The organism is Shewanella halotolerans, from assembly GCF_019457535.1.
GTDB lineage: Bacteria > Pseudomonadota > Gammaproteobacteria > Enterobacterales > Shewanellaceae > Shewanella > Shewanella halotolerans.
Window position 1 is genome coordinate 4,542,774 of sequence record NZ_CP080417.1, and the last position, 24,072, is coordinate 4,566,845.

Consider the following 24,072-nt stretch of genomic DNA (forward strand, 5'->3'; position numbering starts at 1 on the left):
TTCGCGATGCTAAATTTTCGGCCGCTACTCTTCATCTTAGGCGTGTTCCTGTCGACCCTGACCGCCTTTATGTTTTTTCCGCTGCTCTTCGCCCTACTCTATGGTGAGGAGACGGTGGGCGCCTTCATGATCGCCTCGCTGATCACAGGCACCTGCGCCAGCGCCTGCATGCATCAGGGGCAGAGCGAAAACATCCGCCTCAATATCCGCGATATGTTTCTGCTCACCAGCCTGACCTGGTTTATCGTTAGCCTGTTTGCGGCCATGCCCTTCACCCTCTATCACGGCATCAACTATACGGACGCCTTCTTCGAGACCATGTCGGGGATCACTACAACTGGCTCTACCGTGCTGTCCGGCCTGGATACCATGGATCACAGCATCCTGATCTGGCGCTCGCTGCTGCAATGGCTGGGGGGAATAGGCTTTATCGTGATGGCGGTGGCCATTCTGCCGTTTCTCAACGTGGGGGGGATGCGGCTGTTTCGCACCGAATCTTCGGACTGGAGCGATAAGGCGGTGCCTCGCACCCAGGATATGGCCAAGCACCTCTTCTATGTCTACATCATACTGACGGTCTGCTGCGGCGTGGCCTACCATCTGGCGGGAATGACCTGGTTTCAGGCGATCAACCATGCCATGACCACACTCTCCACCGGCGGCTACTCCACCTCAGACAGCTCCATGGCGGCCTTCTCTGCGCCCGCCCACTGGGTCGGCACCATCTTCATGGCGGCCGGCGGCCTTCCCCTGCTGATGTTTGTTCACAGCCTGTCCCAGCGTTCGCTGCGGATCTGGAACGATGCCCAGGTGAAGGGCTACCTCATCTTCCTGGCGTTCGTCTCCTGCAGTCTGGCCTTCTGGCTCTGGCATGGACACGAGATGACGGCGGCCGACGCACTGCGCCTGGCCAGCTTTAACGTGGTCTCGGTGGTGACGACCACTGGCTATGGCCTTACCGACTACACCTCATGGGGCGCGGTGGCCAACGTGGCCTTCCTCTTCCTGATGTTTGCCGGCAGCTGTTCGGGTTCGACCTCTGGGGGAATTAAGATCTTCCGTTTCCAGATCGCCATCGCCATCATGCGCGAACAGCTGAAACAACAGTTCCACCCTAACGGTATCTTCAAGGAGCGCTATAACGGACGCCCCATCACAGAAGATATCGTGCGCTCCCTGGTCACCTTTATCCTGCTGTTTATGCTGGTGATAGTGCTCTTGTCGGTGATCTTGGTGTCTACCGGACTCGACCCGACCACCAGCTTTACCGGCGCGGTGACGGCGGTGACCAATGTGGGCCCAGGGCTTGGGCCAGTGATCGGCCCGGCGGGGAACTTCTCCAGCCTGCCCGACATCGCCAAATGGTCACTGGCCATCGGCATGCTGCTGGGCCGTCTGGAGATCCTGACGGTGGCGGTGCTCTTCCACCCTAACTTCTGGAAGTACTAAGCAAACTAGCGCAGGGCCCGACTAAACCCGATACTGACTCCAGAGGCGGTGTTGCTCTGGTGTCAGGAAGGTCCAGGCTAGCACCCGGGTCAGCTTATTGCCCTGGGCCATCTCCAGGGTCTCTACCCGCTTGGCACCCACCTGCTCCAGCAGACGATAGCAAGGCTTAAGGTTCTCCTTCTTCGATACCAGAGAGGTAAACCAGAGACACTGTGAGCCGAACGACTGGCTCTCACGGATCATCTGGCCGAGAAAGGCCTGTTCACCCCCTTCGCACCAGAGCTCAGCCTTCTGGCCGCCAAAGTTAAGCTTCTCCTGACTCTTCGCGACCTCATGTCCTTTGGCTCGCTTGTTGGCCGCCAGATTCTTCAGCTTACGCTCGCTACCACGGCTAGCCTCCGCCAGCGAGGCATGAAATGGCGGGTTGCACAGGGTCAGATCGAACCTGTCCTCGGCCCTGATAATACCGGTAAAGATCTGTTTCGAATCTGACTGCAGGCATAGGCTTAACTTGCCCGACAGCTGTGAATTGTTTGCAATGATCCGCTCGACATTGGCCAGCGAGACAGGGTCGATATCACTTGCCACGAAACGCCAACCGTATACCTGATGGCCCAGCAGTGGATAGATGCCATTGGCGCCTGTGCCGATATCCAGGGCGACCACTCGCTCCCCCTTGGGCACTCTCGTCACATTAGGCAGCTTGCGCTTGGCCATCTCCTGGCTCCCGGGAGCCGATTCGGCCAACAGATCCGCTAGATAGTGCAGGTAATCCACACGACCCGGTATCGGCGGGCAGAGAAAACCCTCGGGAATATCCCAATAGCTCAATCCATAATGCAACCTGAGCAGCGCCAGGTTAAGCAGCTTCACGGCCTTGGGGTCGGCAAAGTCGATAGACAAGTTGCCATAGGGATTGGGACGCACGAAGGGCTTTAGCTCCGGTGTGGTGTCCATCAGCGCGTCGAAGTCATAGCCCTGTCCATGCAGGTTGCGGGGGTGCAGCCCCTTGCTCGCCCCCTGAGTCTTGCCCTCAGCTGGCTTAGACTTGGCTTTTAGTTTTGCTTGTGGTTTCGATTCTGGCTTAGCTTTTGGCTTAGCTTTTGGCTTAGCTTTTGGCTTAGCTTTTGGTTTAGATTGAGACGAAGGCTTTGGCCTTGAGGCATTAGCAGGCGGCTCTTGAGAAACAACTTTCTTGGCGCCGGGGCGCGCGGGCTTTCGAGACGGGGTCATCAGGGGATCCTGGCTGCACGCACGGCATGCAGCCCATAACACATTAATCGTACAGGTATTTAGTAAACAGCAGGTTGACGATAAGCGGCTTGCCTATCTCCTGCTCCAGCAGACGATTCAGTGTATCGTAGCACTCGCGGCGGATCTCCTCCTTGCCGGTCAGAGACTTCACCTTATCTTCTGTCTGCGCCCCTAAGATCTCTATGATGGCGGCGCGCAGCAGCGGGTCGTGATGTTCAAGCACGATCAGATCTTCCGGCACCTTCACCATGAGCTCGACACTGATCTTCACAAAGCCCAGCTTCTTACGATTGGAGATATAGTTAGTCACAATATCGGGCTCGAAACCGTAATAGGCGTAGGTGTCGACCACCTCTTCCTCTTCGGCAAATGCCCCCAGGCTCAGTACACTGGTCACTAGCATGAGGCACAGCAGCGCAAACTTTTTCATATTAGACGAATACTCCGTTCATGATTTGATGGTCAACACTCGCTTTCTAGCCTGGCGATACCTTATTAACGGCACCAATACTTAGATGCTTTAGTACTCAAGGCTTTAATTACCGACATCAAAGCCTCGTCATGATAAACTGCTGACGTTTTTGAGTATTGTACCGAGAATTTAATGAGTGTGACCAGGTTAAGCTTCCCCTATGGTGAATCCATTCAATGGCATTCACCGGATCAAATTCCCCAGCTGCCACCCAGCCCCTTCAGGGAGTGGCTGTTAGCTTCCGGTAGTTTAACCCAAAAACTCAAGTCTCACTGCAATCAATTTGAGGTCAAGGTGTTAGGCGAGGCCATGTTGCCTCCCTTCCCGGGCGAATTGCCCCACCAAGGGCAAGCCTGGATTAGAGAAGTGCTGCTCTGTCTCGATGGCATCCCCTGGGTATTTGCCCGCACGCTCGTGCCCGGCGCCATGATGGACAACGCCCAGGATAACTTCCTCTCTCTGGGCACCCGCCCCTTGGGCGAGCTGCTGTTCACCAGTGGCGATTTCACCCCGGGCAAGATAGAGGTCGGCGAGTTTACTGCCTGCGACTCCCTCGCCAAACTGATCGATTCGCTGGAACAAGATAGTCACCATCCCCTATGGGGCCGCAGACGCTACTTCAGTCATGGGGACCAGCAGCTGATCGTCAGCGAGATCTTCCTGCCCAAGGCCCGCCAGCTCATCGACCGGCTGGCATAAAAAAACGCCTCTTAACGAGGCGTTTTTTTGTTTAGCTTCTGCGGCGCAGTCCCAGGAGCATCAGCAATGACAGGCTGATCCAACCCAGACTACCACCACCCGAATCCTGCTTGGTCTCGACCACAGGCGGCTGCACCACGGGAGCGGTCACCGTCAGCGTCAGGCTCTTGCTCGCCTGATTATTGGCCTCATCGGTCACAGTCAAAGTCACTGTATAGCTACCCGCCGCGCCATAGGTATGTGTCGGCGAGGCGGCCGTGCTCGTCTGCCCATCACCGAAGTTCCAGGCATAACTCAGCGAGCCAACCCCTTGATTGGACAGGTTGCTAAAGGTCACCGTTAGATCGCTGGCCTTATAACTGAAATCCGCCACCGGTTGGATGACGACCGTCACCTGAGTGTTGGCCGTGACCGACTCACCGGCACCATCTGTCACCGTCAGGGTGACTTGATAGCTTCCCGATGCCTGATACACATAGGTTGGCGCCGCCAGGGTGCTAGCAGCACCGCTGACACCGAAGTTCCAGGCATACTGATAACTGCCATCACCACCTGTCACATTGGCGCTGAAGCTAACGCTCGCGCCCTCTTGTGTCTTAGCGATAGAGGCGCTCAATGCCCCAGGCGCTGGCGGAGGCGTCACAGTGCCCGAATACTCGAAGCGTACCTTGGCGCTGCTGGAATCCTGGCTCTGGGTAACCACCTCCATGGTCAGGCCAAGTTCAGGCAGTATGATACCCGCCTGCGGCTTGAGTGGCGCACTATAGTCCTGGCTGTCATCAAACAGGCTGTTGCCCGCCAGATGGTCATCACCAAAATAGGTGGATTGGTTATACAGGCTAAAGGTGGCATCGCGGATCTGAGTCGCCGTGCCATTGGTGCCAATTAGCACCTGGTCGGCGTCGACCACACCGATCAGGCCACTGCCTGGATGCTTGCTGGAGTTGTTGTCGGACTCGTTAAAGTTCTCCAGCCAGAGCAAGACACCCGGCTCATAACTGTGGCTCTTCAATCCGGCATCGACGCCGTTGTAGCTGCGCAGCTGCACCAGGTAGCGGCGCGGCTTGCCCGGACGGGTGTTATCGATTCTGGCAAAGCCACCGTTGAGCGCCATGGTATTTGGCTCCTCGGCGCCGTCGCTGTAGATAACCGACTCACCGTCGAGCACCTTAAGCTCATCGAACACAAAACCATAGTCGCCCACCGCCTCATCGGTGAAGTAGACGATGCTGATCTGACGATCGCTACTACCCGCATAGGCACTGAGGTCGAAGCTTAGCTCCACCCAGGAATCGGCGCCTTCGGCACCCGCCACATCAGAAGACTTGCCTGTGATGATGTTCTTGGCATTATTGATGATGTTGCTGGCCTTGGTGTGATTACCAGCTAAGGCCACATCGCCCACCTTCACCTGCACATAATCATAATCTGTCTCTATGCTCCAGTGCGCCTTCATCTTCAGGGTCAGACTGCTGCTCGCCGGGAAATCCAGGCTAAAGGAGGCCGCAGTGCTCAGCAGGTTACCCTGACCCGAATAGTACTGATAGCTGCCGGCATAGGGCTGCTTGAAGGGAATATTATCCGAAGGCAGAGGAATAGAGATCTGGTTCACCTGGTTGGCATTGACGGCCTCGGCCAGCTGTACCTCCTGGCCACCCGTCGGGATAGCGGCCAGATCCACCTGAGTCTCATTGATCCACTTGCCCTTATACTTGTTTTGCAGGTAAGAGCGGGCATAGGGGCTAAAGCCTGTCGGCTGGCTGCCAGGAATATCCCCGGTCCAACTACCGCCAGACATGATAGACCAAGAGCCCACGGGTGAACCGTCACCGCTGTTGCTGGTGTCATACTCATCGGGCAAGCCGAGATCGTGGCCAAACTCATGAACAACCACTCCGGCGGCCGCATCTATGGGCTGAACCGTGTAACCAAACACCTTCTTGCCTGTGCCGGGGATCTCATAGCCAGGCGAGTTGCCCTCATAGACAAAGTAGCGGTGCGACCAGATGGCATCATCACCCAAGACGCCACCACCGGCCTCTTCGCCTATGCTGGAGTGAAACAGCATCACATGGTCTATGTCGCCGTCGGCCTCATTGAGGTTGCCGTCGCCGTCCAGATCATAAGGGTCTTCCACGTCGAACGAGGCGATTTCGCTGGGCGTCATGCTGGCCAGCGCCTGGGTCACCGCCTCTTTCACCAGCTCGGGAACCGCCTTGTCGTCATCGTCGTTGTTGGGGTCATTCTGCCCGTAATAGGCCGCGTTTTGGTTGGCGGTATACCAGCCATAGACCTTACCTGTGAAATAGAAGCTTCCGCCGGACTCCGCCTGATAGTATTGATACCCGGTCAACAGGTTCTGCCCCTGAGGGCCGGCAAAGCCAGTCGTCGAGAACATGAGATCCTGATAGTGGGCGACAGGGTAGCTCGCGTAATACATAGGTGTATCAGAGGCTGTCAGGCGGTTGTTGTCATGGGGCAGATCGGGAAAGTCGATCAGCACACCCAGTACCTTCACCGTCTTAGTTACATCTGCGTCGGCCTGGGGCGTCACAAAGGACATCACCCTCGCCTTCTGCTGGGCCTTCTGACGCATACTCTGCTGAGATTCCAGCTTGGCCTGAACCTGGCCACCTTTTTCCTGATAGCCCTTGGCTCTCTGGGTGTAGGCCTTAATTGCGGCGCGCTTCTCCGCCTCGCTGGCATCACTGGCCAACTCACCACGCTTCACCAGCCAATAAAGGATCTGCTGCTCGTTAATCACCCCGGCGTCGGCCACGCCAGTCACTTCCTTCATGGTGATCGGGGCGGCATTTGCCGACGCGCCAATCAGCAGGAGGGAGAGGCTCAATGCGGACAACGCACCGGCATAATACTGTCTCTTCATGCTAAATATTCCTTGTGCCTGTATTTATCCCCAACGGAACGCCTTCCCCGCTGGGTGACCCTAAGGCTGCCTAACTTAGATAATTTTAGTGGGGACTTGGGAAGGGGGCTAACTCATCGCTATAGGCATTTAGATTGCCAATATGAATCGACACAAAAAACACGCTGAGTTAAGCGGCCGGTGACTCGGCCAGACGGGTGTTAACGCCCACTTAGCGGCAAACGCAACAACAACACCCAAGGTCCACTACAAGACATTAACAGTATTTTTCCCTGTAGAGTAGAGTAAAAGTGCTATTTTTCACTAAAGAGGTATAGGTCAGCGGCTAAATAGCGAGAAGCGCGGCCAATCGCCACGCCACTCTTATCTCTTATCTCTTCTCTCTGCCTCAATCAGTGCTGAGCCAGCTGCGATAGATGAGCAGCAACACAGAGGCAGACCAGCTAAAGTTGGTGCAGTGCAGCCCGTCTCCGGTCAGAGGATCATAGTTTTCCCGTATGGGCCCATCACCCAGTACACCTTGGGCTTCATTCACCAACTGAGTGGCGAGGCGCCGCGCCAGCTCGTCGTGGCCATAACGGGAGACTCCCTGCAGGCCAAACAGCGCCTGATCCAGCCAGACGGGGCCGCGCCAGTAACGCCGCGGGGCAAAGGCCGAATTGTCGGCGCTCACAGTGGGAAAGGGCAGCTTGGTCCCAAAGTTAGTAGCATTGAGCTGAGTGGCGATCATCCGCTCCGCCTGAGCCTGACTGGCGGCGCCGGCCCACAGCGGCAGCCAGCCCTCGACCCCCTTACCCTGGGCGATCATCAAACGTGAGCGCTCACCCGCTAAGCGTCTGTCGTAGAAGAAGCCACTCTGCTCATCGAAAAACTCGCTGCGGATCAGCTCCCCCAGGCGCACCGCCTGCTTACGCCAAACCGCCGCCTCGCTGTCCAAGCCCAGTAACTCAGCCATCTGAGCAAGATAGCCCTTCTCCGCATACAGGTAGCTGTTGAGATCAACTGACTCCTGGGAGATGGAGTAACCCAACAGTCGCCCCTTAGCATCATAATTTTCTAGCACCTGGAGCCCATCGCCCATGTCGAAACGCGGCGCATTGTCCATGCCAGACTCCCAGGCCGCCGCCTCGATCACCGCCTCCCTGTCCGGCTTACCCGGCTCGCCATGGCGGGGATGACGATTGGCGCCATATTCCGCCAAGCCGTTGTGGTTATGATCTCGATTGCGATACCACCATTCATGGTAGGCGACCAGCTTAGGGTAGAGCCTGGTAATCAACGCCTTATCCTGGCTCTGCTGGTAGATCTGCCATACGGCCCAGGCCGCCAATGGTGGCTTGCCGTTACGTTCGTTCCAGTTGCCCCCCTTGCCGCCGCGACTGGCATCGGAGTTATAGAAGATAGCGTCGGGTAGATTGCCCGCATCCTCAGGGCGCAGCGAGTCCTTGGCATCGAACTGATAGTCAAACATCGCCAGCACGTTCGACTCGGCCAGCGCCACATCGAACTGCGCCAGCGCCACCGCCTGCTTCCAGCTGTCCCAGGCCCAGACCCCGTTGAACCACTTGTAGGTCACAGATGGGGTGACGGCGTCATGCAGCAGGGCGCCCGCCGGGCTACGCCAGTTGTGCAGCAGGGTCACCATGGCCTTGGCGGCCAGGCGCCTGGCCGAAAGCTCGCCGCCGCGCACTAGCTTATCCAGCCGCTGCTGCCACCGGGACCGATTGGCCGCAAGCTTCGCTGCCACAGTAGACCAGTCAAGCTTAGCCGCATGCCTGGCCTCGACTTGAGTATGAAAATACTGGTGGGCGGCGCGTAGCACAGTCGCCTCCCCCGGTGCCAGGGTCAACAGCCCACTGTCGGCGCGATAGCCCTGGGGTCCCTCAGTCGATAGGGTTAGCGCCTGCTCAAACGCCAGCCGGTAACTGGCATCGTCGAGCTGCATCTGCCAGGTCTGATCTATGGGGGTAAACTGCCAGGTCACGGTGTCATCGGTCAGCAGCCGCTTATCGACCAAGCGATACTGTTTCAGTTTGGGATGAGTGGCGAAGGGGCTGCCCGACCAGCTCAGACGCCAGGAACCTGGCTTGTCGCTCAGGTTAATCAGCCTGGTCGAGACGATGGCGGTGCGGTTATCGCTATATTCCAGGGTGGTGGTGAGTTCAAGATCCTTGAAGCGAAAGCGCTGCACCAGTCCCCCGGGCTCGCTATAGATCTCAACCTGCTCCGCCTTGGACAGATCCACACTCTGACCAGACTCCCCCGAGAATAGCTGCAGTTTCTGCAGGCTATCGCTCAAATGCAGGCTGTACTCTTGGGCAATAAACAGCGGCCCGGTGAAGCCACCATAGTAGGCGGGCGAGTCCGGCAGATGAAAGCCATGCCAGGCACCTTGGTCCATGTAGACGGCGGGAATCGTCAGGTTACCCTGTGGATCCCTCTGTTCCATGGTACTGGGGGTTCCCCGATAGTTGAGCAGATCCCGATACTCGCTGGCCTGAACCATAGCAACAGAGGGCAGAGAGCAGAGAAGAGACAGAGAAAGCAGCAAGAGGCGGCGAACAGATAGCGCAGGCAGACGCGTCATGGGGTCACTCAAGAGTTAATTGAATACAATATTCAAATCATTCCAGAGTCGCTTCCGAGATGCAAGGAGATCTCTTACCTTCAAACAGCTGTTACGGCCTTAAGGCAAAGGATAAATCACGACTGTTCAGGTCAAAAGAGTGAAGGCGCCGACCATTACGGCAAGCGCCCATGTCCCTTATGCGGCGTGAGCGATATATTTAGCCACGCCGTCGAGGAACATCTGCACCGAGATCATCACCAGCACCATACCCATCAGGCGCTCCACCGCAGTCAGGCCCTTCTCACCCAGAAGTTTGGTAAACAGCTTATAGAAGAGCAGTATTACGGCGCTGGCCACCCAGGCAGCAAACAGGGCTATGGTCCAATCCATCATGCGCGAGCTGTCGGTATGGGCCAGCAGGATAAGCGCCGCCAACACAGAGGGACCAGCCATCAGAGGGATCGCCATAGGCACAATAAAGGGCTCTTCACCGGCCGCCAGCCCCACCACGCCACCTGGCTGGGGGAAGATCATCCGAATGGCGATGAGGAAGAGTATGATGCCGCCGGCAATGCTGACCGACTCAGATCTCAGGTTAAGAAAGCTGAGAATCGCCTCACCGGCAAACAGGAAAAGCAGCATGATGATCAGCGCGAAAATCAGCTCCCGCACCAACACCTTGCGCCGCTTCTTAGGTTCGATATGACGAAGAATCGAGGCAAAAATGGGTAAGTTCCCCAGGGGGTCCATGATCAAAAACAACATTACCGCAGCAGAAAAGATGTCCATAGCTCAATATTCGTCAAAAGTTGAACCTATATTGTATAACTTAATGACAATATTAATCAGTAGCTAAGATAACAAAATCGACACTCTTCCCAGGTTTTTCCGCCGTCCACGGGGGCACCAGCCGGCTCATGCCATGTAAATTATTTTTCCCCTCGGGTTAATTGTTCGATTGGCAGACATAAGACTGATATACTAGCTGGCTTTCTAGGTTCCCTTGTTAACACTTATATGTACTATCTCGTCGCCAGTTGTATTGCACTCCTGTTAGGCCCACTCTTCTATCGTTTCTTTACGACGGGGACAGGTCTGCAAAAAGGCTTGGATGGTTTCATCTTCGTGTCCCTTGGCGGCCTGGTGCTGATCCATATCCTGCCGGAGCTCCTGGAGCACGGCGGTTTCCTCTCCCTGGCGTTTGTTATTGTCGGCCTCTGGGGCCCGACCCTTAGCGAGCGCCTGTTTCACCGCTACTCAGAGGTCACCCATAACCTGACCCTGACACTCGGCATAGGCGGACTCCTGCTGCATACCCTCACCGACGGCGGCGCCATGGTGCTGGCCCAGCAGGACGGTAACTCCAGCCTGTTGGCCCTAGGGGTGATTCTGCATCGTCTGCCTGTGGGGCTAGCGATCTGGTGGCTACTCAAGCCTCAGGTAGGTAGTCGCTGGGCATCCATAGTATTAGGCGGCATGATGCTGCTGACAGGCGTGGGCTATTTCGCCGGCGAGCAGTTACTGGCGCAGCTAAGCCTGGACAATACCGTCTATCTGCAGGCCTTCGTCACCGGCTCGATTCTGCACGTGGTGCTGCATCAGCCCCATGGCCACACCATAGACGACAAACAGGGCAAGTATGAATATCAGGCCGGCATAGGCAGCCTGTTGGGTATCGCCCTGCTGTTTGTGCTGCTGGCGTTCGACTCCGGCGGCCACGACCATCACGAACACAGCCACAGCAGCGATCAACTGCTGGACTGGCTGCTGACCCTGGCGCCTGTGCTCCTGCTGAGCTATAGCCTGGCGGCGATGCGCTACCTGTTTGGCCTGTCACCTCACCATGAGCGCCTGAGCCAGCGCTGGCTGCAACGCCTGGCAGGGCCAGAGGCTCTGGTGATCACCCTGCTGCTGCTTGGGCCTAGCCTGGCATTTATCCAGCTGATCGGCCTGACATTGGTGGGGATCTTACTCACCATGACGCGGGTCGAACCCACGGATCCTCATCTGGGATTACCTAACTCCGCCTTGCGCTTCGGCTTCGCTCACCTGGTGGATCGCAGCGCCCCCTGGATCATCCTCAGCCTGGTATTGGCCAACCTTATCGGCCACCCGTCTGTGCCCCTCACCTCTCCTCTGGTGCAGGTTGGCGTATTGCTCCTGCTGCTTCTGCCGATGCGTTTCTGTAATCTCGGCGGCGCGGTACTGGCACTGTCCCTGGCCTACAGCGGCTGGACCATGGAGGCTGTGATGCTAGTGTTGCTGGCGGCCCCCGTCTTCAACCTAGCACAGCTGAAATTGATGGACTGGACCCAGCGTCTGGCGCTCACAGGGGTGATCGGCCTCTGTCTGCTGGGCACCCACTGGTTGATCCCTGAATGGAGCCGGCTGCTCAGCCTGCCCGAGACGGTTAACCAGCTGAGCCTAGCACTGGTCGCCATGTTATTTGCCGCCAGCCTGCTACGACTGGGGCCGCGCAAGTTTATGGCCCGCATCATGCTGTGGAAGCCTAAGGCCCATGATCACAGCCATAATCCTGCTAGTGGTCATGAACACAAGCACAGCCATGAGCACAAGCACACACATCACCACGAACATGAGCACGGCCAGCACTAGGAGTTAGGGGATAGCTTTTCTCGCCACGGGAGGCTAAGTTAGAGACAAACGCCCCCTCTGGAGCCATCCATGTGCATTCTCTTCGTCGCCCTCGAGGTACATCCCAGGTATCCGCTGATCCTCTGTGCCAATCGGGACGAGTTTCACCACAGACCCACGGAGCCGGCCCACTTTTGGCCCCCTGACAATCGGCTGCTGGCAGGCAAAGATCTCGAGGCCGGTGGCAGCTGGCTCGGGGTGAATCGTCAGGGCGAGATCGCCGCACTCACCAACATTCGCGCTCCTGAGCTGCACGAGGCCAATCGTCACAGCCGGGGCGATCTGGTGATCAAGGCGCTGACCCAGTCCCAGACCATGACCACGGGCTGGCTCAGGGAGCATAGCCAACACTACAACCCCTTTAACCTGCTGTTCGGGAAAGACTTGGAGCTCTACTGCTACCACAGCGTCAGCAAGACGGTGAAGCCGCTGTCACCAGGCTTTCATGCCATCAGCAACGGCGCCCTCGACGATATCTGGCCCAAGATGGCCAAGGGAACCCAGGCCTTGGAGCGGGAGATCACCCAAAGTGACGAGATAGATATTCAGGCCCTGCTGACCATAATGACAGACGAGCGCCAGGCGCCCGATGCGGATCTGCCGCAAACCGGCGTCGCCCTGGAGTGGGAGCGGCTACTCTCCTCCATCTATATCAAGCATCCGGAATATGGCACCCGTTCGACCTCCATCCTGCTGCGAGACAGACAGGGCAGATGTGAGTTTGTCGAGGTCAGGTACGATGGTAAGGGGAGAAACCTGGGCAGGCAGGTGTTTAAGTTTAAGACCGGCCCCGAACAAGGGGCCGAAATGGACGGCGAGTCGCCTAAAACAGCCTAATCCGACGAGTGATCGTGCGTGATCACCCACTTGTCGTCTATCTTCTCCACCAAGAGGGTAAATACGCCGTTGGGCTTGTCTTTCACCCGGGTCAGCTGCCAGCGGCCCACGACGATGGCGGCATAATTGCTCAGCATCTTGGTCTCTTCTATGGTGAACTTGAGCTGCCCCAGGGTCGCCTTATCGGGATAGTTCTTCTTGTAGGCCGCCAGCGTCTCCGCCCAGCCATAGCGGAATTTGTTGCCCGAGACGAAACGCATCTTGTCACTCTGCCAGTAGCCTTGCATATAGGCATCCAGATCGCCGCGATTCCAAGCTGCCTCCTGATCCCGCAGGATATTGGCGATATCGTCCGTCGGTACCGCCTGCACCGGGAGTCCCAGCAGCAGGAGCAGTAAAATCCATCCTTTTTTATGCATCATCCTCTCCAGAGGGAAATATTAGTTGTATTATATAATAAATGTTCACTAAGGCATTATCTTCTCTATAAAAATGCCTCGTTAGACCGATTCAGTAGAGCCTAATTTATGTTTCAATCTTTGTGTAAAGCTATCCTCAAACTCAGCGGCTGGACCATAGACGGTCGACTCCCCGAGGCGCCTCAATATATCGCCATCGTCGGCCCCCATACCAGCAACTGGGACTTCATCGTCGGCGTGTTGGCCAGGGGCGCCCTGGGGCAGAAGATCCATTTCCTCGGCAAGCATCAGCTGTTTATTCCCCCCTGGGGCTGGCTGTTCCGCGCCATCGGCGGTACCCCGGTGGATCGCCGCAAGAGCAACAACCTGGTAGACGCCGCGGCGCAACTGTTTCAGCAAGACCCTAATTTCAAGCTGGCCCTGGCACCGGAAGGTACCCGCAGCCCGGTGAAACGCTGGAAGACAGGCTTCTACCACATCGCCACCAAGGCACAGGTGCCCATAGTCACGGTAGCGCTGGATTTTGCCGGTAAGCGAGTGGTGATCCCCGAGGCAATAAGCGTCACCGGCGATATCGACAAGGAGATGGCGCAGATCCTCGACTTCTACCGCACCATCAAGGGCCGCCACGCCAAGGCCATCCCCGACTACCACGCCTAAGACTGCCTAACAGATTGCCAAATCGGGTCGCACTGGTTATAGTGCGGCCATCGGCATTTTGTATACAATTTTCAGATGAACTTAGATACCTGGCTACTCTACCTGGCGGCGATCCTGCTTATCGCCATCTCCCCCGGCACCATGGCGGTGCTGTCCATGAGTCATGGGATCCATTTCGGCAAGGTGCGCAGCCTGGCCACCGCCCTAGGTAGCGTCAGCTCGGCCCTCTTGTTGATGTTTGCCTCAGCCGCCGGCCTGGGCGCACTGCTGAGCGCCACCGAGTATGGCTTTACCCTGCTTAAGTATTGCGGCGCGGCCTATCTTATCTATCTGGGGATCAAGCTGATACTGACCAAGGCCAGCGCACAGGGGCTGGACCTGCAACACATCAAGGGTAAGGGCACGCCTAAGCAGATGTTTAAACAGGCCTTTCTGGTGGGGATAAGCAATCCTAAGGATCTACTCTTCTTCGGCGCCCTGTTTCCACAGTTTATCGATATCACGGCGCCCCAGGGGCCACAGCTCGCCATACTGGCGCTCACCTGGGCCCTGGTGGATTTCAGCTTCGTGATGCTCTATGCCAGCATGGCAAACGTGTTGGCCCCCAAACTCAGGGCCAGCAACCGTCTGCTTTGGTTTGACCGTACCAGCGGCGGCGTATTTCTCACCCTGGCCGCCATACTGGTGACGAAAGACTAATCTGACGGCCTCAGGCCCGACAGCGTCAAACAGCGAGCTTTATAGCGCGCCCTTAAGACTACGCACATCGGCGCCGGTAGGTGCCTGGAAGGCCCTAAGGTTAAACTGCGGCAGAATCGCGTAAATATGATCGAAGATATCCGCCTGAATATCCTCATAAAACGCCCAGCGGGTATCGTTGGTGAAAATATAGATCTCTATGGGTAACCCCTCTGTGGTCGGCGCCAGCTGACGCACCAGCAGGGTCATCTCCTGATGCACCTTAGGGTGCTTACGCATATATTCCAACAGATAGGCCCTAAAGGTACCGACATTGGTGAGGTTACGGCTATTCACCGGCATGTCGCCATCCTGAATCTTGGCGTTGAACTCGGCGATCTCCGCCTCTTTGCGGGCCAGGTAATCCTTGAGCAGATTGATCTTACCCAGGCGTTTAAGCTGTTCGTCACTGAGAAAGGCGATGGAGTCGATATCGATATTCACCGCCCGCTTGATACGCCTACCGCCCGACTCTGACATGCCGCGCCAGTTCTTAAAGGCGTCGGACACCAGGGCGTAGGCGGGGATCATAGTGATTGTCTTGTCCCAGTTCTGCACCTTGACCGTGGTCAGCGAGACCTCCTCCACCGCACCGTCGGCGCCATACTTATCCATCTGGATCCAGTCACCCGGGCTGACCATGCGGTTGGCCGCCAGCTGAATACCGGCCACGAAACCCAAAATAGTGTCTTTGAACACCAACATCACCAGGCCCGTGGCGACACCCAGGCCGCTGAGGAAGTAGACCGGCGACTGCTCGGCCAATACAGAGATAGAGATGATGATGGCGACGAAGAACATGAACAGCTTGAGCAGCTGCACGAAACTCTTGATCGGCAGGCGACGGCTGATCATGTTGACGTCGGCGATCTCGTTACCCGCGTCCAGCACGCTGTAGACGGCACGCACGAAGAGGATCACTATCGCCACATCCAGCAGTCTATCCGCCAGGCTGCTTAGCAGCGGATGCTCCACCAAGGCCAACGGCAGCAAGATGTTGAGGATCAAGGCGGGCACCAGCTTGGCCAGCTTCTCCAGCACCCTGTGCTGCATGAAGATGTCGTCCCAACGCACCTTAGAGCGCTGGATCACTATGTTCATTGTGCTCACCACGCCGCGTTTCACCACCACATAGCCGATAAAGGCGATCAACAGACAAGCAAAGACCATGACGCCGGTAGATACCCCGTCCGATGGACTATCTATGCCGAAGTGGGTCAACCAGAGCGACACCTGTGAGCGTAATTCTTGATCCAAAATTCTCTCTCCTTGCAAATTCACCTGTTGTGGCAAATCCGATAATGAGCCTGCAACAAGACCATTTCAGCACACCAACAAAAGCGATACAACTACTTATTTTAAAAGCTATTTTAGCCTGTCTGATTGACTGTAATACAGAGATTCTCAACAATCCATTGTCCCGTGATGATGGAGAGAATTATGCTAAAGCCTCTACTCGGCGCCGTCTTGCTCGTCGGCGCCAGCCCCCTGTTGGCGGCAGACCAAACCCAGGGGCCAAGCCCCAAGACGGCCATCACCCTGGATTATATTCCGGCCGAGTCGGCGCTCTATGGTATCACCCTGGCACCCAGCCATTATGACAGGAATTATGCCAACTGGGGCTACTATCTGGGCTATGCCCAGAGCCAGAAACGGGACATAGAAGTGGAGGCCCCCAGCGAAGCCTATACCCAGGATAAACTGTGGCGGTTCGGCCTCAGCTATGGACTCACAGACCACCTCAGCCTCTACGGCGGTGCCAGCGCCTACACCCATGAATACTCCTACACCAACAACATCTCGCCGCGCATCGTCGACGGTAAGCCCACTTGGGAAACGGAGCGAGACACCCGCTGGGGCGGCGAACTCGGGGTCCGCTATCGGCTAGGTCGTCATCTGGTGCTTGGCCTGGGTTATGACTCGGGCAGCCAGTCGGCGCTCTTCAGCCTGGGCTACAGCAACTAAAATCCGCTAATCGCGATCCAGGCATATAGGAATTTAGCGCGAGTTTGACTATGCTAGAGGCCACAGACAAACCGCTAAAACTGGTTAAATTCAATGTATAAAGCACTACAAAGCTGCGCCATCATGGCCCTCTTCCTCCTGATGGCTCCCGCCTTTGCAGCCGATAAGGCTGACGATGCCGTCGCGCTGATCACCCTGGAAAATGGCGCCACCGTCAGACTCAACGCCGACTTCACCTGGGAATATGTGTTCCTGACGCCTCAGACCACCTCTGCCACAACAGAAGGCCAGGCGATAGAAAACCAAGGTACAGAGACAGCCCAGACACAGGCTAATACACAATCCAATACACAAGCCATGACACAAGCCGAACAGGCCAGTCAGCCCGTCGCCAAGGTGCAGCCTGTGGTGATCGCCAGCGGCCCGGTCGTGGGCGGCGCCATGACGGCATCGGCCATGGATCACGCCAACCTGCTGAGATCCACCGCCAAGGGTGGCGCCAAGGTGAGCTACCTCAAGAGCCAGTGGGACAGCAAGGGGCGCCTGGGGCTCAACTTCGAGCTCAGCAGCAACAGCGAAGAGAACTATGTGATCATCGAGATGGAGATCGGCCTGTATGCCGACTCGGGCGAGCTGATCAAGACAGAGACGGTCAACGTCTGGCAGGCGATCTTCCGCGTGCCGGAGACCTATCTGCGTAAGGGACAGACCCGCGACAGCGAGACCTTCTGGATCGAAGGCATAGACAAGGCCCAGTGGAGCAAGGAGCTGATGACGCTGAAGATTATCGACATGAGCTCTCGCTAACGGCGTGAGTATCGAGTAGAAAGTAGAAACAGGCCTTAATGGCCTGTTTTTTTATGCGGACGTAGCGGCCATGGTCTCTGGCATCTTGACCGCCACCATATGGCCGCGGGCACACAGCTTACCGTCTGCCGACAGGGCAATCTCCACCACCACCTTGCGGGGCTTCACCTCTTTGATCTCACCGACAAGCTCCAGCTCCACCCCCATGGGGGTCGGCGCCAGATAGTCTATGTTAAGGGCTGCGGTGACAAATCTTGGCGGCTCATCCAGCTGCTCCCCCGCCTGTTCGAGCGCGCGCTGGGCGGCGGCGCTGGCACTGCCCGTGCCGTGACAATCGATAAGCGAAGCGATAAGGCCGCCATAGACGAAGCCTGGGATCGCCGTGTGAAAGGGCTTGGGCATAAAGTGGGCTATGGTCTGCTCGCCGCGCCAATAACTCTTGAGTTGATGCCCCTGCTCGTTGTTGCGGCCACAGCCATAGCAGTGGCTCAGGTCATCCGGGTAGGCATCCTGAAAGGCGATTCCCTGCATAGTAAACTCCTCGACAAATTAGCCTTCTACGCTAACGGGATAGCGCCCCCATGGCAACACAGACTTATGGACTAATACCGATTCTAGTTGGCCCTATACGCCATCCAATAAAAAAGGGCCCTAAGGCCCTTTTCGCTCACAACATTTCCACTAGAGGCTAGGTAACACGCCAGCCGGTAGATACTGGTTGTAGCTGGCGCTCAGCAGCAGGTCGGTAGCCGCCTCGATATCCGGACCGAAGAATCTGTCCTTATCATAGTAAGCCACCACCTCACGCAGCTCGGCCTTAGCCTTAGCCACGGCCGTAGCTGGCTGCAGCGGCGCACGGAAATCCAGGCCCTGAGCCGCCGCCAGCAGTTCAACTGCCAGTACGCCACGGGTGTTTTCCGACATGTCGCGCAGACGGCGTGCCGCGAAGGTCGCCATAGAGACGTGATCTTCCTGGTTGGCCGAGGTCGGCAGGCTGTCGACCGAGGCTGGATGGGCGTAGGTCTTGTTCTCAGAGGCCAGTGCCGCCGCAGTCACCTGAGCGATCATGAAGCCTGAGTTCACCCCGCCGTTTTCCACTAGGAATGGTGGCAGCTTAGAGAGGTTAGAGTCGATCAGCAGGGCAATACGACGCTCGGCGATGGATCCCAACTCAGCCAAAGCAATCGCCAGGTTGTCCGCCGCCATGGCCACAGGCTCGGCGTGGAAGTTACCGCCTGAGATGATGTCGCCGGTATCCTGGAACACCAATGGGTTATCGGTTACGCCGTTGGCTTCGGTGGCCAGCACCTCGGCGGCGTGACGGATCTGAGTCAGACAGGCACCCAGCACCTGTGGCTGACAACGTAGCGAGTATGGATCCTGCACCTTCTCACAGTTGATGTGATCCAGGCTGATCTCAGACTCTTCACCCAGCAGGTGACGGAACACGGCGGCCGAGTCGATCTGACCCTTCTGACCACGGGCCGCATGGATGCGTGGGTCGAACGGGCTACGACTGCCCATGGCGGCCTCGACGCTCATGGCGCCGATCACCGAGCTGGCCGCAAACAGATCTTCGGCGTTGAACAGACCTTCCAACGCCAGGGCGGTAGACGCCTGGGTGCCGTTGAGCAGCGCCAGACCTTCCTTCGCCGCCAGTTCGATTGGCTTAAGGCCGGCGATCTCCAAGCCTTCGGCAGCCGAGATGATCTGTCCCTTGTAGCTCATCTCACCCTCGCCCAGCAGCGGCAGACACATGTGTGACAGCGGCGCCAGGTCGCCCGAGGCACCTACCGAGCCCTTCTCGGGCACGCATGGGTAGACTTCGGCGTTCACCAGGGCGATCAGAAAATTGATCACCTCGAGACGAATACCAGAGAAGCCACGGCTCAGGGAGTTGATCTTCAGCACCATCATCAAGCGCACTGTGGCGTCTTGCATATATTGGCCGGTACCGGCGGCGTGTGACAACACGATAGAACGCTGCAGCAGCTGCAGATCTTGCTCACCAATCTTAGTGTTGGCCAGCAGACCGAAACCTGTGTTGATGCCGTAGACGGTGCGGCCTTCGTCAAGCACCTTCTGTACCAGACCGGCACTGGTGTTGATGTCGGCAACCGCGCTGTCACACAGCTCAAGGCTCACCTTGCCACGGCTGATGGCTCTTAGCTGTGCCAGGCTCAGGGTGCCTGGCTTTAATACTAGATGACTCATAGTTACAACCTCTTTTTCTTATTGTTTTTATAGGTCAAGCATGGGCAGATCCAGGCCCTGCTCCTTGGCGCACTGCTTGGCGATCTCATAGCCCGCATCCGCATGACGCATCACGCCGGTGGCCGGATCGTTCCACAGCACACGGCCCAGACGCGCCTCGGCCTCATCGGTACCATCGGCAACGATCACCACACCCGAGTGCTGGCTGAAGCCCATGCCGACGCCGCCGCCATGGTGCAGAGACACCCAGGTCGCGCCGCTTGCCGTGTTAAGCAGGGCATTCATCAGCGGCCAATCCGATACCGCATCGCTGCCGTCCAGCATAGATTCGGTCTCACGATTAGGGCTGGCCACAGAGCCTGAATCCAGGTGGTCACGACCGATCACGATTGGCGCCGACAGCTCGCCGTTTTTCACCATCTCGTTGAAGGCCTTAGCCAGACGCGCCCTGTCTTTCAGACCGACCCAGCAGATACGTGCCGGCAGGCCCTGGAAGGCGATGCGCTCGCGCGCCATGTCCAGCCAGTTATGCAGGTGTGGGTTGTCTGGGATCAGCTCCTTCACCTTGGCATCTGTCTTGTAGATATCTTCCGGATCGCCAGAGAGCGCCGCCCAGCGGAAGGGACCTATTCCTTCGCAGAAGAGTGGGCGCACATAGGCGGGCACGAAACCTGGGAAGTCGAAGGCATTTTCCACGCCCTCGTCGAACGCCATCTGGCGAATGTTGTTACCATAATCTGTGGTGGCCGCGCCTGCTGCCTGCAGGGCCAGCATGGCTTTCACCTGTACCGCCATCGACTGCTTGGCCGCCTTCACCACGGCCGCCTCATCTTTTTTGCGCATCTCGGCGGCATACTCTAACGTCCAGCCCTGTGGCAGGTAGCCGTTTAGTGGGTCGTGGGCCGAGGTCTGGTCGGTCACTACATCCGGGGTGATACCACGCTCGACCAGCTCGGCGAAGACATCGGCGGCGTTGGCGAGCAGGCCGACAGAAACAGGCTTGCCACTCTTGTTGGCTTCGTCGATCATCGCCAGCGCCTCATCCAGGCTAGTGGCCTTCTTGTCCACATAACGGGTACGCAGACGGAAGTCGATGCGGGTCTCGTCAACCTCACAAGCCAGTACAGAGTAGCCCGCCATGGTCCCGGCCAGTGGCTGAGCGCCACCCATGCCACCCAAGCCGCCGGTGAGGATCCACTTGCCGCTGGCGTCACCGCCAAAGTGCTGCTTGGCCATGGCCACGAAGGTCTCATAGGTGCCCTGGACTATGCCCTGAGAGCCGATGTAGATCCAAGAACCTGCAGTCATCTGGCCATACATGGCCAGGCCCTTCTTATCCAGCTCGTTGAAGTGTTCCCAGTTGGCCCAGTGTGGCACCAGGTTAGAGTTAGCGATGATGACGCGTGGCGCATTGCTGTGGGTCTTGAACACGCCCACAGGCTTACCCGACTGTACCAGCAGGGTCTCGTCTTCTTCGAGACGCTGCAGCACCTCTACTATCTTGTCATAACACTGCCAGTCACGGGCCGCACGGCCGATACCGCCGTAGACCACCAGGTCTTCCGGGCGCTCGGCGACATCTGGGTGCAGGTTGTTCATCAGCATGCGCATCGGCGCCTCGGTGAGCCAGCTCTTACAGCTCAGCGTAGTGCCATGTGGCGCTATGATGCGACGGCTTGGGTCGTGTCTCTTATCCATTCTTGCTTACCTCAATTGTGCTGTCTCGATGACATTATTTTTATCTTTATTCAGTAACTTATTACCTGTTGCAGCCTAAGTACTGCTAAGGGAAACAGGCCGTTCCCAAATGGGTTTATCGCCTTACCGGTTAAAGGTCAGGTGTCCACCGAGGCGGAAACGGCTGCCCGGATGCAGCAGGCGAGCGAAACTCACCACGCCCTGCCTGGACCAGGTGCGACGCAGGATCTGCAGGCAAGGTTCGCTTTGGGTTATCTGCAATCGCTCGCGCTGGATATCGTCAGCCACCACGGCCTCTATGGTGTGGCGGGCCTCGGTGAGCGGCGCCACGAAGGAGAGATATTCGTGGGGCGTCTGCAGGCTAAAATCCTGGGCCAGATAGTCGGGCACCAGCTGGGGGTTAACGAAACGCTCCTCCAACTGCAACGGTGTCCCCTGCTCGCAGTGCACCAGTACCGAGTAGAACACCTCGCTGCCCTCCTCGAGCCCAAGGGCGATGGCGATCTGCGCCGTGGCCTGGGTTAGGGTCAACTCAAGTTGCTCCACGCTGTAGCCATGACCCCTGTCTTTGATCTCGTCGGCGATGTTGCGGATCGCCATCATGGAGGATTGTGACTTAAGCCCGGCGACGAAGGTGCCCAGCCCCTGGGAGCGCTCGAGCACGCCGGACTCGGTCAGCTCGGTCAGGGCGCGCCGCGCCGTCATGCGGCTACAGGTAAACAGCTCGGCCAGCTGGTTCTCCGACGGCACGCGGCTATGCTGCTGCCACTCGCCGGACTCCACCTTGGTCAAGATAAACTGTTTGATCTCTGCAAACTTGGGCGTCGCCATCTCTGCTCCTCTGTGGGCGCACCCGATGGATTATGACTTCCCAGGCATCGCCGCAAACTCGATTACACTTTTCAAATGTTGAAAATTACCGCTATAATCCTAGCTTGTATATACAAGTAAATACAAGCTAGCTCACATAAATTTATTGCCGCCACCGTTAGGGCGCGCCAGTCGAGGGAAACATCATGTCTTGGGATCAGGTTTGGATAGACGTCAACATCGCCACTATGGACCCTGAAATTTCAGCGCCTTACGGTGCGATCACCGATTCCGCCATCGCCGTCAAGGAGGGCAAGATCGCCTGGATGGGTCCCCGCAGCGAGCTACCCGAGTTCGATGTCTTGTCAACGCCGGTTTACAGAGGCAAGGGCGGCTGGCTCACCCCAGGCCTTATCGACGCCCACACCCATCTGGTGTTCGCCGGCAACCGCGCCAACGAGTTTGAGCTGCGCCTGCAAGGTGCCAGTTATGAAGAGATCGCCCGCGCCGGCGGCGGCATCATCAGCACGGTCAAGGCCTGCCGCGAGGCCAGCGAGGCCGAGCTGTTCGAACTGGGACGCCAACGCCTCAATGCCCTCGCCAAAGAAGGGGTAACCACGGTCGAGATAAAATCAGGCTACGGTCTGGACACAGAGACAGAGCTCAAGCTCCTCAGGGTCGCCCGCGAGCTTGGCAAGCATCACCATGTAGATGTGAAAACCACCTTCCTCGGCGCCCACGCCATTCCGCCCGAGTACAAGGACAACAGCGACGCCTATGTGGACTTAGTGATCGACGAGATGCTGCCCGCCGTGATTAACGAAAACCTGGCCGATGCCGTGGATGTCTTCTGTGAAAATATCGCCTTCAGCCTGGAGCAGACAGAGCGCGTACTGAGCGCGGCCAAAGCGGCCGGTCTGGATATCAAGCTGCACGCCGAGCAACTCTCTAACCTGGGCGGTTCGGCTATGGCCGCCAAATTGGGCGCCAAGTCGGTAGACCATATCGAATACCTGGACGAGGCTGGCGTGAAGGCCCTGAGCGAGAGCGGCACCTGTGCCACCCTGCTCCCCGGCGCCTTCTACTTCCTGCGGGAAACCCAGATGCCGCCTATCGACCTGCTACGTCAATACGGTGTGCCCATGGTGCTGGCCAGCGACTATAACCCTGGCTCTTCGCCGCTCTGCTCTAGCCTGCTGATGCTCAACATGGGCTGCACCCTGTTCCGCCTCACCCCAGAGGAAGCTCTGGCGGGCATGACCCGCAACGCGGCCAAGGCGCTGGGAGTCGAGGACTCAGTTGGCACACTCAAGGTCGGCATGCAAGCCGACTTCTGTCTGTGGGATATCACCACCCCAGCGGCGCTGGCCTACAGCTATGGGGTGGATGTGTGTAAGGGATTGGTGAAAAACGGGAACTTGGTTCATCAGTAAGATTGTTAGACGCCTGAGCGATGATGCGTACTCATCGTTTGGGTGGTCTCCCTCCCAAATTTTTCATTTGATAGGTCTTTGCAGACCATAGCGCCTAGGTGATCAATTGCCTGCCGCAGGCTTATGTGCAGACACGGCATCGACACGCTGTAAATATGTCCCTATACGCTCCACGAAAACATCCCTGTTTTCGAGGGTCTCTGCCGTATCTACACCGAGTCTTTCATCTCTTCGATTTAGCTTAATGGGTGAAAAACTGTGGTTAACTCATTAATATTTAAATTGTTTCATGAGAGCCAGCTAGGAAGAATTCGACTTTACCGCAACTTTTACAGGCAAACATATCCAGGCTTTCTTTATTCACAAAGAACTCAGCTAGGTTTCCCAATACACCCCAGCGCACTCCTTCATGAAACTCTTTGGTACCGATAAAGGTCAATGACGTGTTACAGCGTAAGCAATCCAATGACGTGTTAACCTTTGTTATCGTCTTTCCTCTCTCACAA

Annotated in this window: 20 protein-coding genes; 9 read left to right on the top strand and 11 right to left on the bottom strand. The window is 57.2% G+C overall.

Features of this window, described 5'->3' with window-relative positions; all coding sequences use genetic code 11:
* Positions 1–6 precede the first annotated feature (6 nt).
* On the top strand, positions 7–1,449 hold the full coding sequence (locus K0H81_RS19660; RefSeq protein ID WP_220059436.1) for a TrkH family potassium uptake protein: 1,443 nt from the start codon (positions 7–9) through the stop codon (positions 1,447–1,449).
* Between the two features lie 21 nt (positions 1,450–1,470).
* On the opposite strand, the gene rlmF is transcribed toward K0H81_RS19660, so the two are convergent.
* Positions 1,471–2,682, bottom strand: coding sequence for a 23S rRNA (adenine(1618)-N(6))-methyltransferase RlmF (rlmF, locus tag K0H81_RS19665; RefSeq protein ID WP_220059437.1), 1,212 nt, complete (start codon positions 2,680–2,682; stop codon positions 1,471–1,473).
* 43 nt (positions 2,683–2,725) lie between these two features.
* Positions 2,726–3,133, bottom strand: a complete 408-nt coding sequence (locus K0H81_RS19670; protein ID WP_041509788.1) for a flagellar basal body-associated protein FliL — start codon at positions 3,131–3,133, stop codon at positions 2,726–2,728.
* Between the two features lie 174 nt (positions 3,134–3,307).
* Between K0H81_RS19670 and K0H81_RS19675 the strand changes: the two genes are divergently transcribed.
* Positions 3,308–3,874, top strand: coding sequence for a chorismate--pyruvate lyase family protein (locus K0H81_RS19675; RefSeq protein WP_220059438.1), 567 nt, complete (start codon positions 3,308–3,310; stop codon positions 3,872–3,874).
* 31 nt (positions 3,875–3,905) lie between these two features.
* On the opposite strand, the gene K0H81_RS19680 is transcribed toward K0H81_RS19675, so the two are convergent.
* The 3 genes from K0H81_RS19680 to K0H81_RS19690 all read right to left on the bottom strand — a co-directional run bounded on the left by K0H81_RS19680 (position 3,906) and on the right by K0H81_RS19690 (position 10,119).
* A complete protein-coding gene (locus tag K0H81_RS19680; protein WP_220059439.1) occupies positions 3,906–6,761 on the bottom strand; it encodes an immune inhibitor A domain-containing protein in 2,856 nt (951 codons plus the stop codon).
* Between the two features lie 388 nt (positions 6,762–7,149).
* Positions 7,150–9,348 (bottom strand): MGH1-like glycoside hydrolase domain-containing protein, encoded by a 2,199-nt coding sequence (locus tag K0H81_RS19685; RefSeq protein ID WP_220059440.1) that lies wholly within the window; start codon positions 9,346–9,348, stop codon positions 7,150–7,152.
* Positions 9,349–9,525: 177 nt separating this feature from the next.
* Positions 9,526–10,119, bottom strand: a complete 594-nt coding sequence (locus tag K0H81_RS19690) for a YhgN family NAAT transporter (protein ID WP_144204141.1) — start codon at positions 10,117–10,119, stop codon at positions 9,526–9,528.
* A gap of 228 nt (positions 10,120–10,347) precedes the next feature.
* Between K0H81_RS19690 and K0H81_RS19695 the strand changes: the two genes are divergently transcribed.
* Together K0H81_RS19695 and K0H81_RS19700 are read left to right on the top strand one after the other, a co-directional pair.
* Complete coding sequence (locus tag K0H81_RS19695) at positions 10,348–11,946, top strand: ZIP family metal transporter (RefSeq protein WP_220059441.1); 1,599 nt, start codon at positions 10,348–10,350, stop codon at positions 11,944–11,946.
* A gap of 69 nt (positions 11,947–12,015) precedes the next feature.
* Positions 12,016–12,822 (top strand): NRDE family protein, encoded by an 807-nt coding sequence (locus K0H81_RS19700; protein WP_220059442.1) that lies wholly within the window; start codon positions 12,016–12,018, stop codon positions 12,820–12,822.
* Here K0H81_RS19700 and K0H81_RS19705 read toward each other — a convergent pair.
* Positions 12,819–13,241, bottom strand: a complete 423-nt coding sequence (locus K0H81_RS19705; protein ID WP_011867543.1) for a YybH family protein — start codon at positions 13,239–13,241, stop codon at positions 12,819–12,821. The two genes, K0H81_RS19700 and K0H81_RS19705, sit on opposite strands and share 4 nt — an antisense overlap.
* Before the next feature lie 108 nt (positions 13,242–13,349).
* Between K0H81_RS19705 and K0H81_RS19710 the strand changes: the two genes are divergently transcribed.
* Together K0H81_RS19710 and K0H81_RS19715 are read left to right on the top strand one after the other, a co-directional pair.
* The gene (locus K0H81_RS19710) at positions 13,350–13,901 is read left to right on the top strand and encodes a lysophospholipid acyltransferase family protein (RefSeq protein ID WP_011867544.1); all 552 of its coding nucleotides are present in this window, start codon (positions 13,350–13,352) and stop codon (positions 13,899–13,901) included.
* A gap of 75 nt (positions 13,902–13,976) precedes the next feature.
* A complete protein-coding gene (locus K0H81_RS19715) occupies positions 13,977–14,600 on the top strand; it encodes a LysE family translocator (RefSeq protein ID WP_220059443.1) in 624 nt (207 codons plus the stop codon).
* Positions 14,601–14,639: 39 nt separating this feature from the next.
* On the opposite strand, the gene K0H81_RS19720 is transcribed toward K0H81_RS19715, so the two are convergent.
* Positions 14,640–15,896, bottom strand: coding sequence for a mechanosensitive ion channel family protein (locus K0H81_RS19720; RefSeq protein ID WP_220059444.1), 1,257 nt, complete (start codon positions 15,894–15,896; stop codon positions 14,640–14,642).
* A 183-nt stretch (positions 15,897–16,079) separates the two neighbouring features.
* Here K0H81_RS19720 and K0H81_RS19725 point away from each other — a divergent pair, with 183 nt between their 5' ends.
* A complete protein-coding gene (locus tag K0H81_RS19725; protein WP_220059445.1) occupies positions 16,080–16,604 on the top strand; it encodes an outer membrane beta-barrel protein in 525 nt (174 codons plus the stop codon).
* Between the two features lie 93 nt (positions 16,605–16,697).
* Positions 16,698–17,411: a DUF3157 family protein gene (locus tag K0H81_RS19730; RefSeq protein ID WP_220059446.1), complete on the top strand. Its 714-nt coding sequence runs from the start codon at positions 16,698–16,700 to the stop codon at positions 17,409–17,411.
* Positions 17,412–17,462: 51 nt separating this feature from the next.
* Here K0H81_RS19730 and K0H81_RS19735 read toward each other — a convergent pair whose 3' ends face one another.
* The 4 genes from K0H81_RS19735 to hutC form a co-directional block, all read right to left on the bottom strand.
* Complete coding sequence (locus K0H81_RS19735; protein ID WP_011867549.1) at positions 17,463–17,942, bottom strand: PaaI family thioesterase; 480 nt, start codon at positions 17,940–17,942, stop codon at positions 17,463–17,465.
* A 150-nt stretch (positions 17,943–18,092) separates the two neighbouring features.
* Positions 18,093–19,625 carry a histidine ammonia-lyase gene (gene hutH / locus K0H81_RS19740; protein WP_220059447.1) on the bottom strand — a complete coding sequence of 511 codons (1,533 nt, stop codon included), beginning with the start codon at positions 19,623–19,625 and terminating at the stop codon, positions 18,093–18,095.
* A 27-nt stretch (positions 19,626–19,652) separates the two neighbouring features.
* Complete coding sequence (gene hutU, locus K0H81_RS19745) at positions 19,653–21,323, bottom strand: urocanate hydratase (RefSeq protein ID WP_220059448.1); 1,671 nt, start codon at positions 21,321–21,323, stop codon at positions 19,653–19,655.
* Between the two features lie 123 nt (positions 21,324–21,446).
* Entirely contained in the window at positions 21,447–22,154 is a 708-nt protein-coding gene (gene hutC, locus K0H81_RS19750) for a histidine utilization transcriptional repressor HutC (protein ID WP_220059449.1), read from the bottom strand.
* Positions 22,155–22,339: 185 nt separating this feature from the next.
* On the opposite strand from hutC, the gene hutI reads away from it, so the two are divergent.
* On the top strand, positions 22,340–23,566 hold the full coding sequence (gene hutI / locus K0H81_RS19755; protein ID WP_220059450.1) for an imidazolonepropionase: 1,227 nt from the start codon (positions 22,340–22,342) through the stop codon (positions 23,564–23,566).
* Positions 23,567–24,072 lie beyond the last annotated feature (506 nt).

Excerpts from the sequence above, each read along its gene's own strand:
- K0H81_RS19660 (WP_220059436.1), top strand. The coding sequence starts at position 7 with ATGCTAAATTTTCGGCCGCTACTCTTCATCTTAGGCGTGTTCCTGTCG.
- rlmF (WP_220059437.1), bottom strand. The coding sequence starts at position 2,682 with ATGACCCCGTCTCGAAAGCCCGCGCGCCCCGGCGCCAAGAAAGTTGTT.
- K0H81_RS19670 (WP_041509788.1), bottom strand. The coding sequence starts at position 3,133 with ATGAAAAAGTTTGCGCTGCTGTGCCTCATGCTAGTGACCAGTGTACTG.
- K0H81_RS19675 (WP_220059438.1), top strand. The coding sequence starts at position 3,308 with ATGAGTGTGACCAGGTTAAGCTTCCCCTATGGTGAATCCATTCAATGG.
- K0H81_RS19680 (WP_220059439.1), bottom strand. The coding sequence starts at position 6,761 with ATGAAGAGACAGTATTATGCCGGTGCGTTGTCCGCATTGAGCCTCTCC.
- K0H81_RS19685 (WP_220059440.1), bottom strand. The coding sequence starts at position 9,348 with ATGACGCGTCTGCCTGCGCTATCTGTTCGCCGCCTCTTGCTGCTTTCT.
- K0H81_RS19690 (WP_144204141.1), bottom strand. The coding sequence starts at position 10,119 with ATGGACATCTTTTCTGCTGCGGTAATGTTGTTTTTGATCATGGACCCC.
- K0H81_RS19695 (WP_220059441.1), top strand. The coding sequence starts at position 10,348 with ATGTACTATCTCGTCGCCAGTTGTATTGCACTCCTGTTAGGCCCACTC.
- K0H81_RS19700 (WP_220059442.1), top strand. The coding sequence starts at position 12,016 with ATGTGCATTCTCTTCGTCGCCCTCGAGGTACATCCCAGGTATCCGCTG.
- K0H81_RS19705 (WP_011867543.1), bottom strand. The coding sequence starts at position 13,241 with ATGCATAAAAAAGGATGGATTTTACTGCTCCTGCTGCTGGGACTCCCG.
- K0H81_RS19710 (WP_011867544.1), top strand. The coding sequence starts at position 13,350 with ATGTTTCAATCTTTGTGTAAAGCTATCCTCAAACTCAGCGGCTGGACC.
- K0H81_RS19715 (WP_220059443.1), top strand. The coding sequence starts at position 13,977 with ATGAACTTAGATACCTGGCTACTCTACCTGGCGGCGATCCTGCTTATC.
- K0H81_RS19725 (WP_220059445.1), top strand. The coding sequence starts at position 16,080 with ATGCTAAAGCCTCTACTCGGCGCCGTCTTGCTCGTCGGCGCCAGCCCC.
- K0H81_RS19730 (WP_220059446.1), top strand. The coding sequence starts at position 16,698 with ATGTATAAAGCACTACAAAGCTGCGCCATCATGGCCCTCTTCCTCCTG.
- K0H81_RS19735 (WP_011867549.1), bottom strand. The coding sequence starts at position 17,942 with ATGCAGGGAATCGCCTTTCAGGATGCCTACCCGGATGACCTGAGCCAC.
- hutH (WP_220059447.1), bottom strand. The coding sequence starts at position 19,625 with ATGAGTCATCTAGTATTAAAGCCAGGCACCCTGAGCCTGGCACAGCTA.
- hutU (WP_220059448.1), bottom strand. The coding sequence starts at position 21,323 with ATGGATAAGAGACACGACCCAAGCCGTCGCATCATAGCGCCACATGGC.
- hutC (WP_220059449.1), bottom strand. The coding sequence starts at position 22,154 with ATGGCGACGCCCAAGTTTGCAGAGATCAAACAGTTTATCTTGACCAAG.
- hutI (WP_220059450.1), top strand. The coding sequence starts at position 22,340 with ATGTCTTGGGATCAGGTTTGGATAGACGTCAACATCGCCACTATGGAC.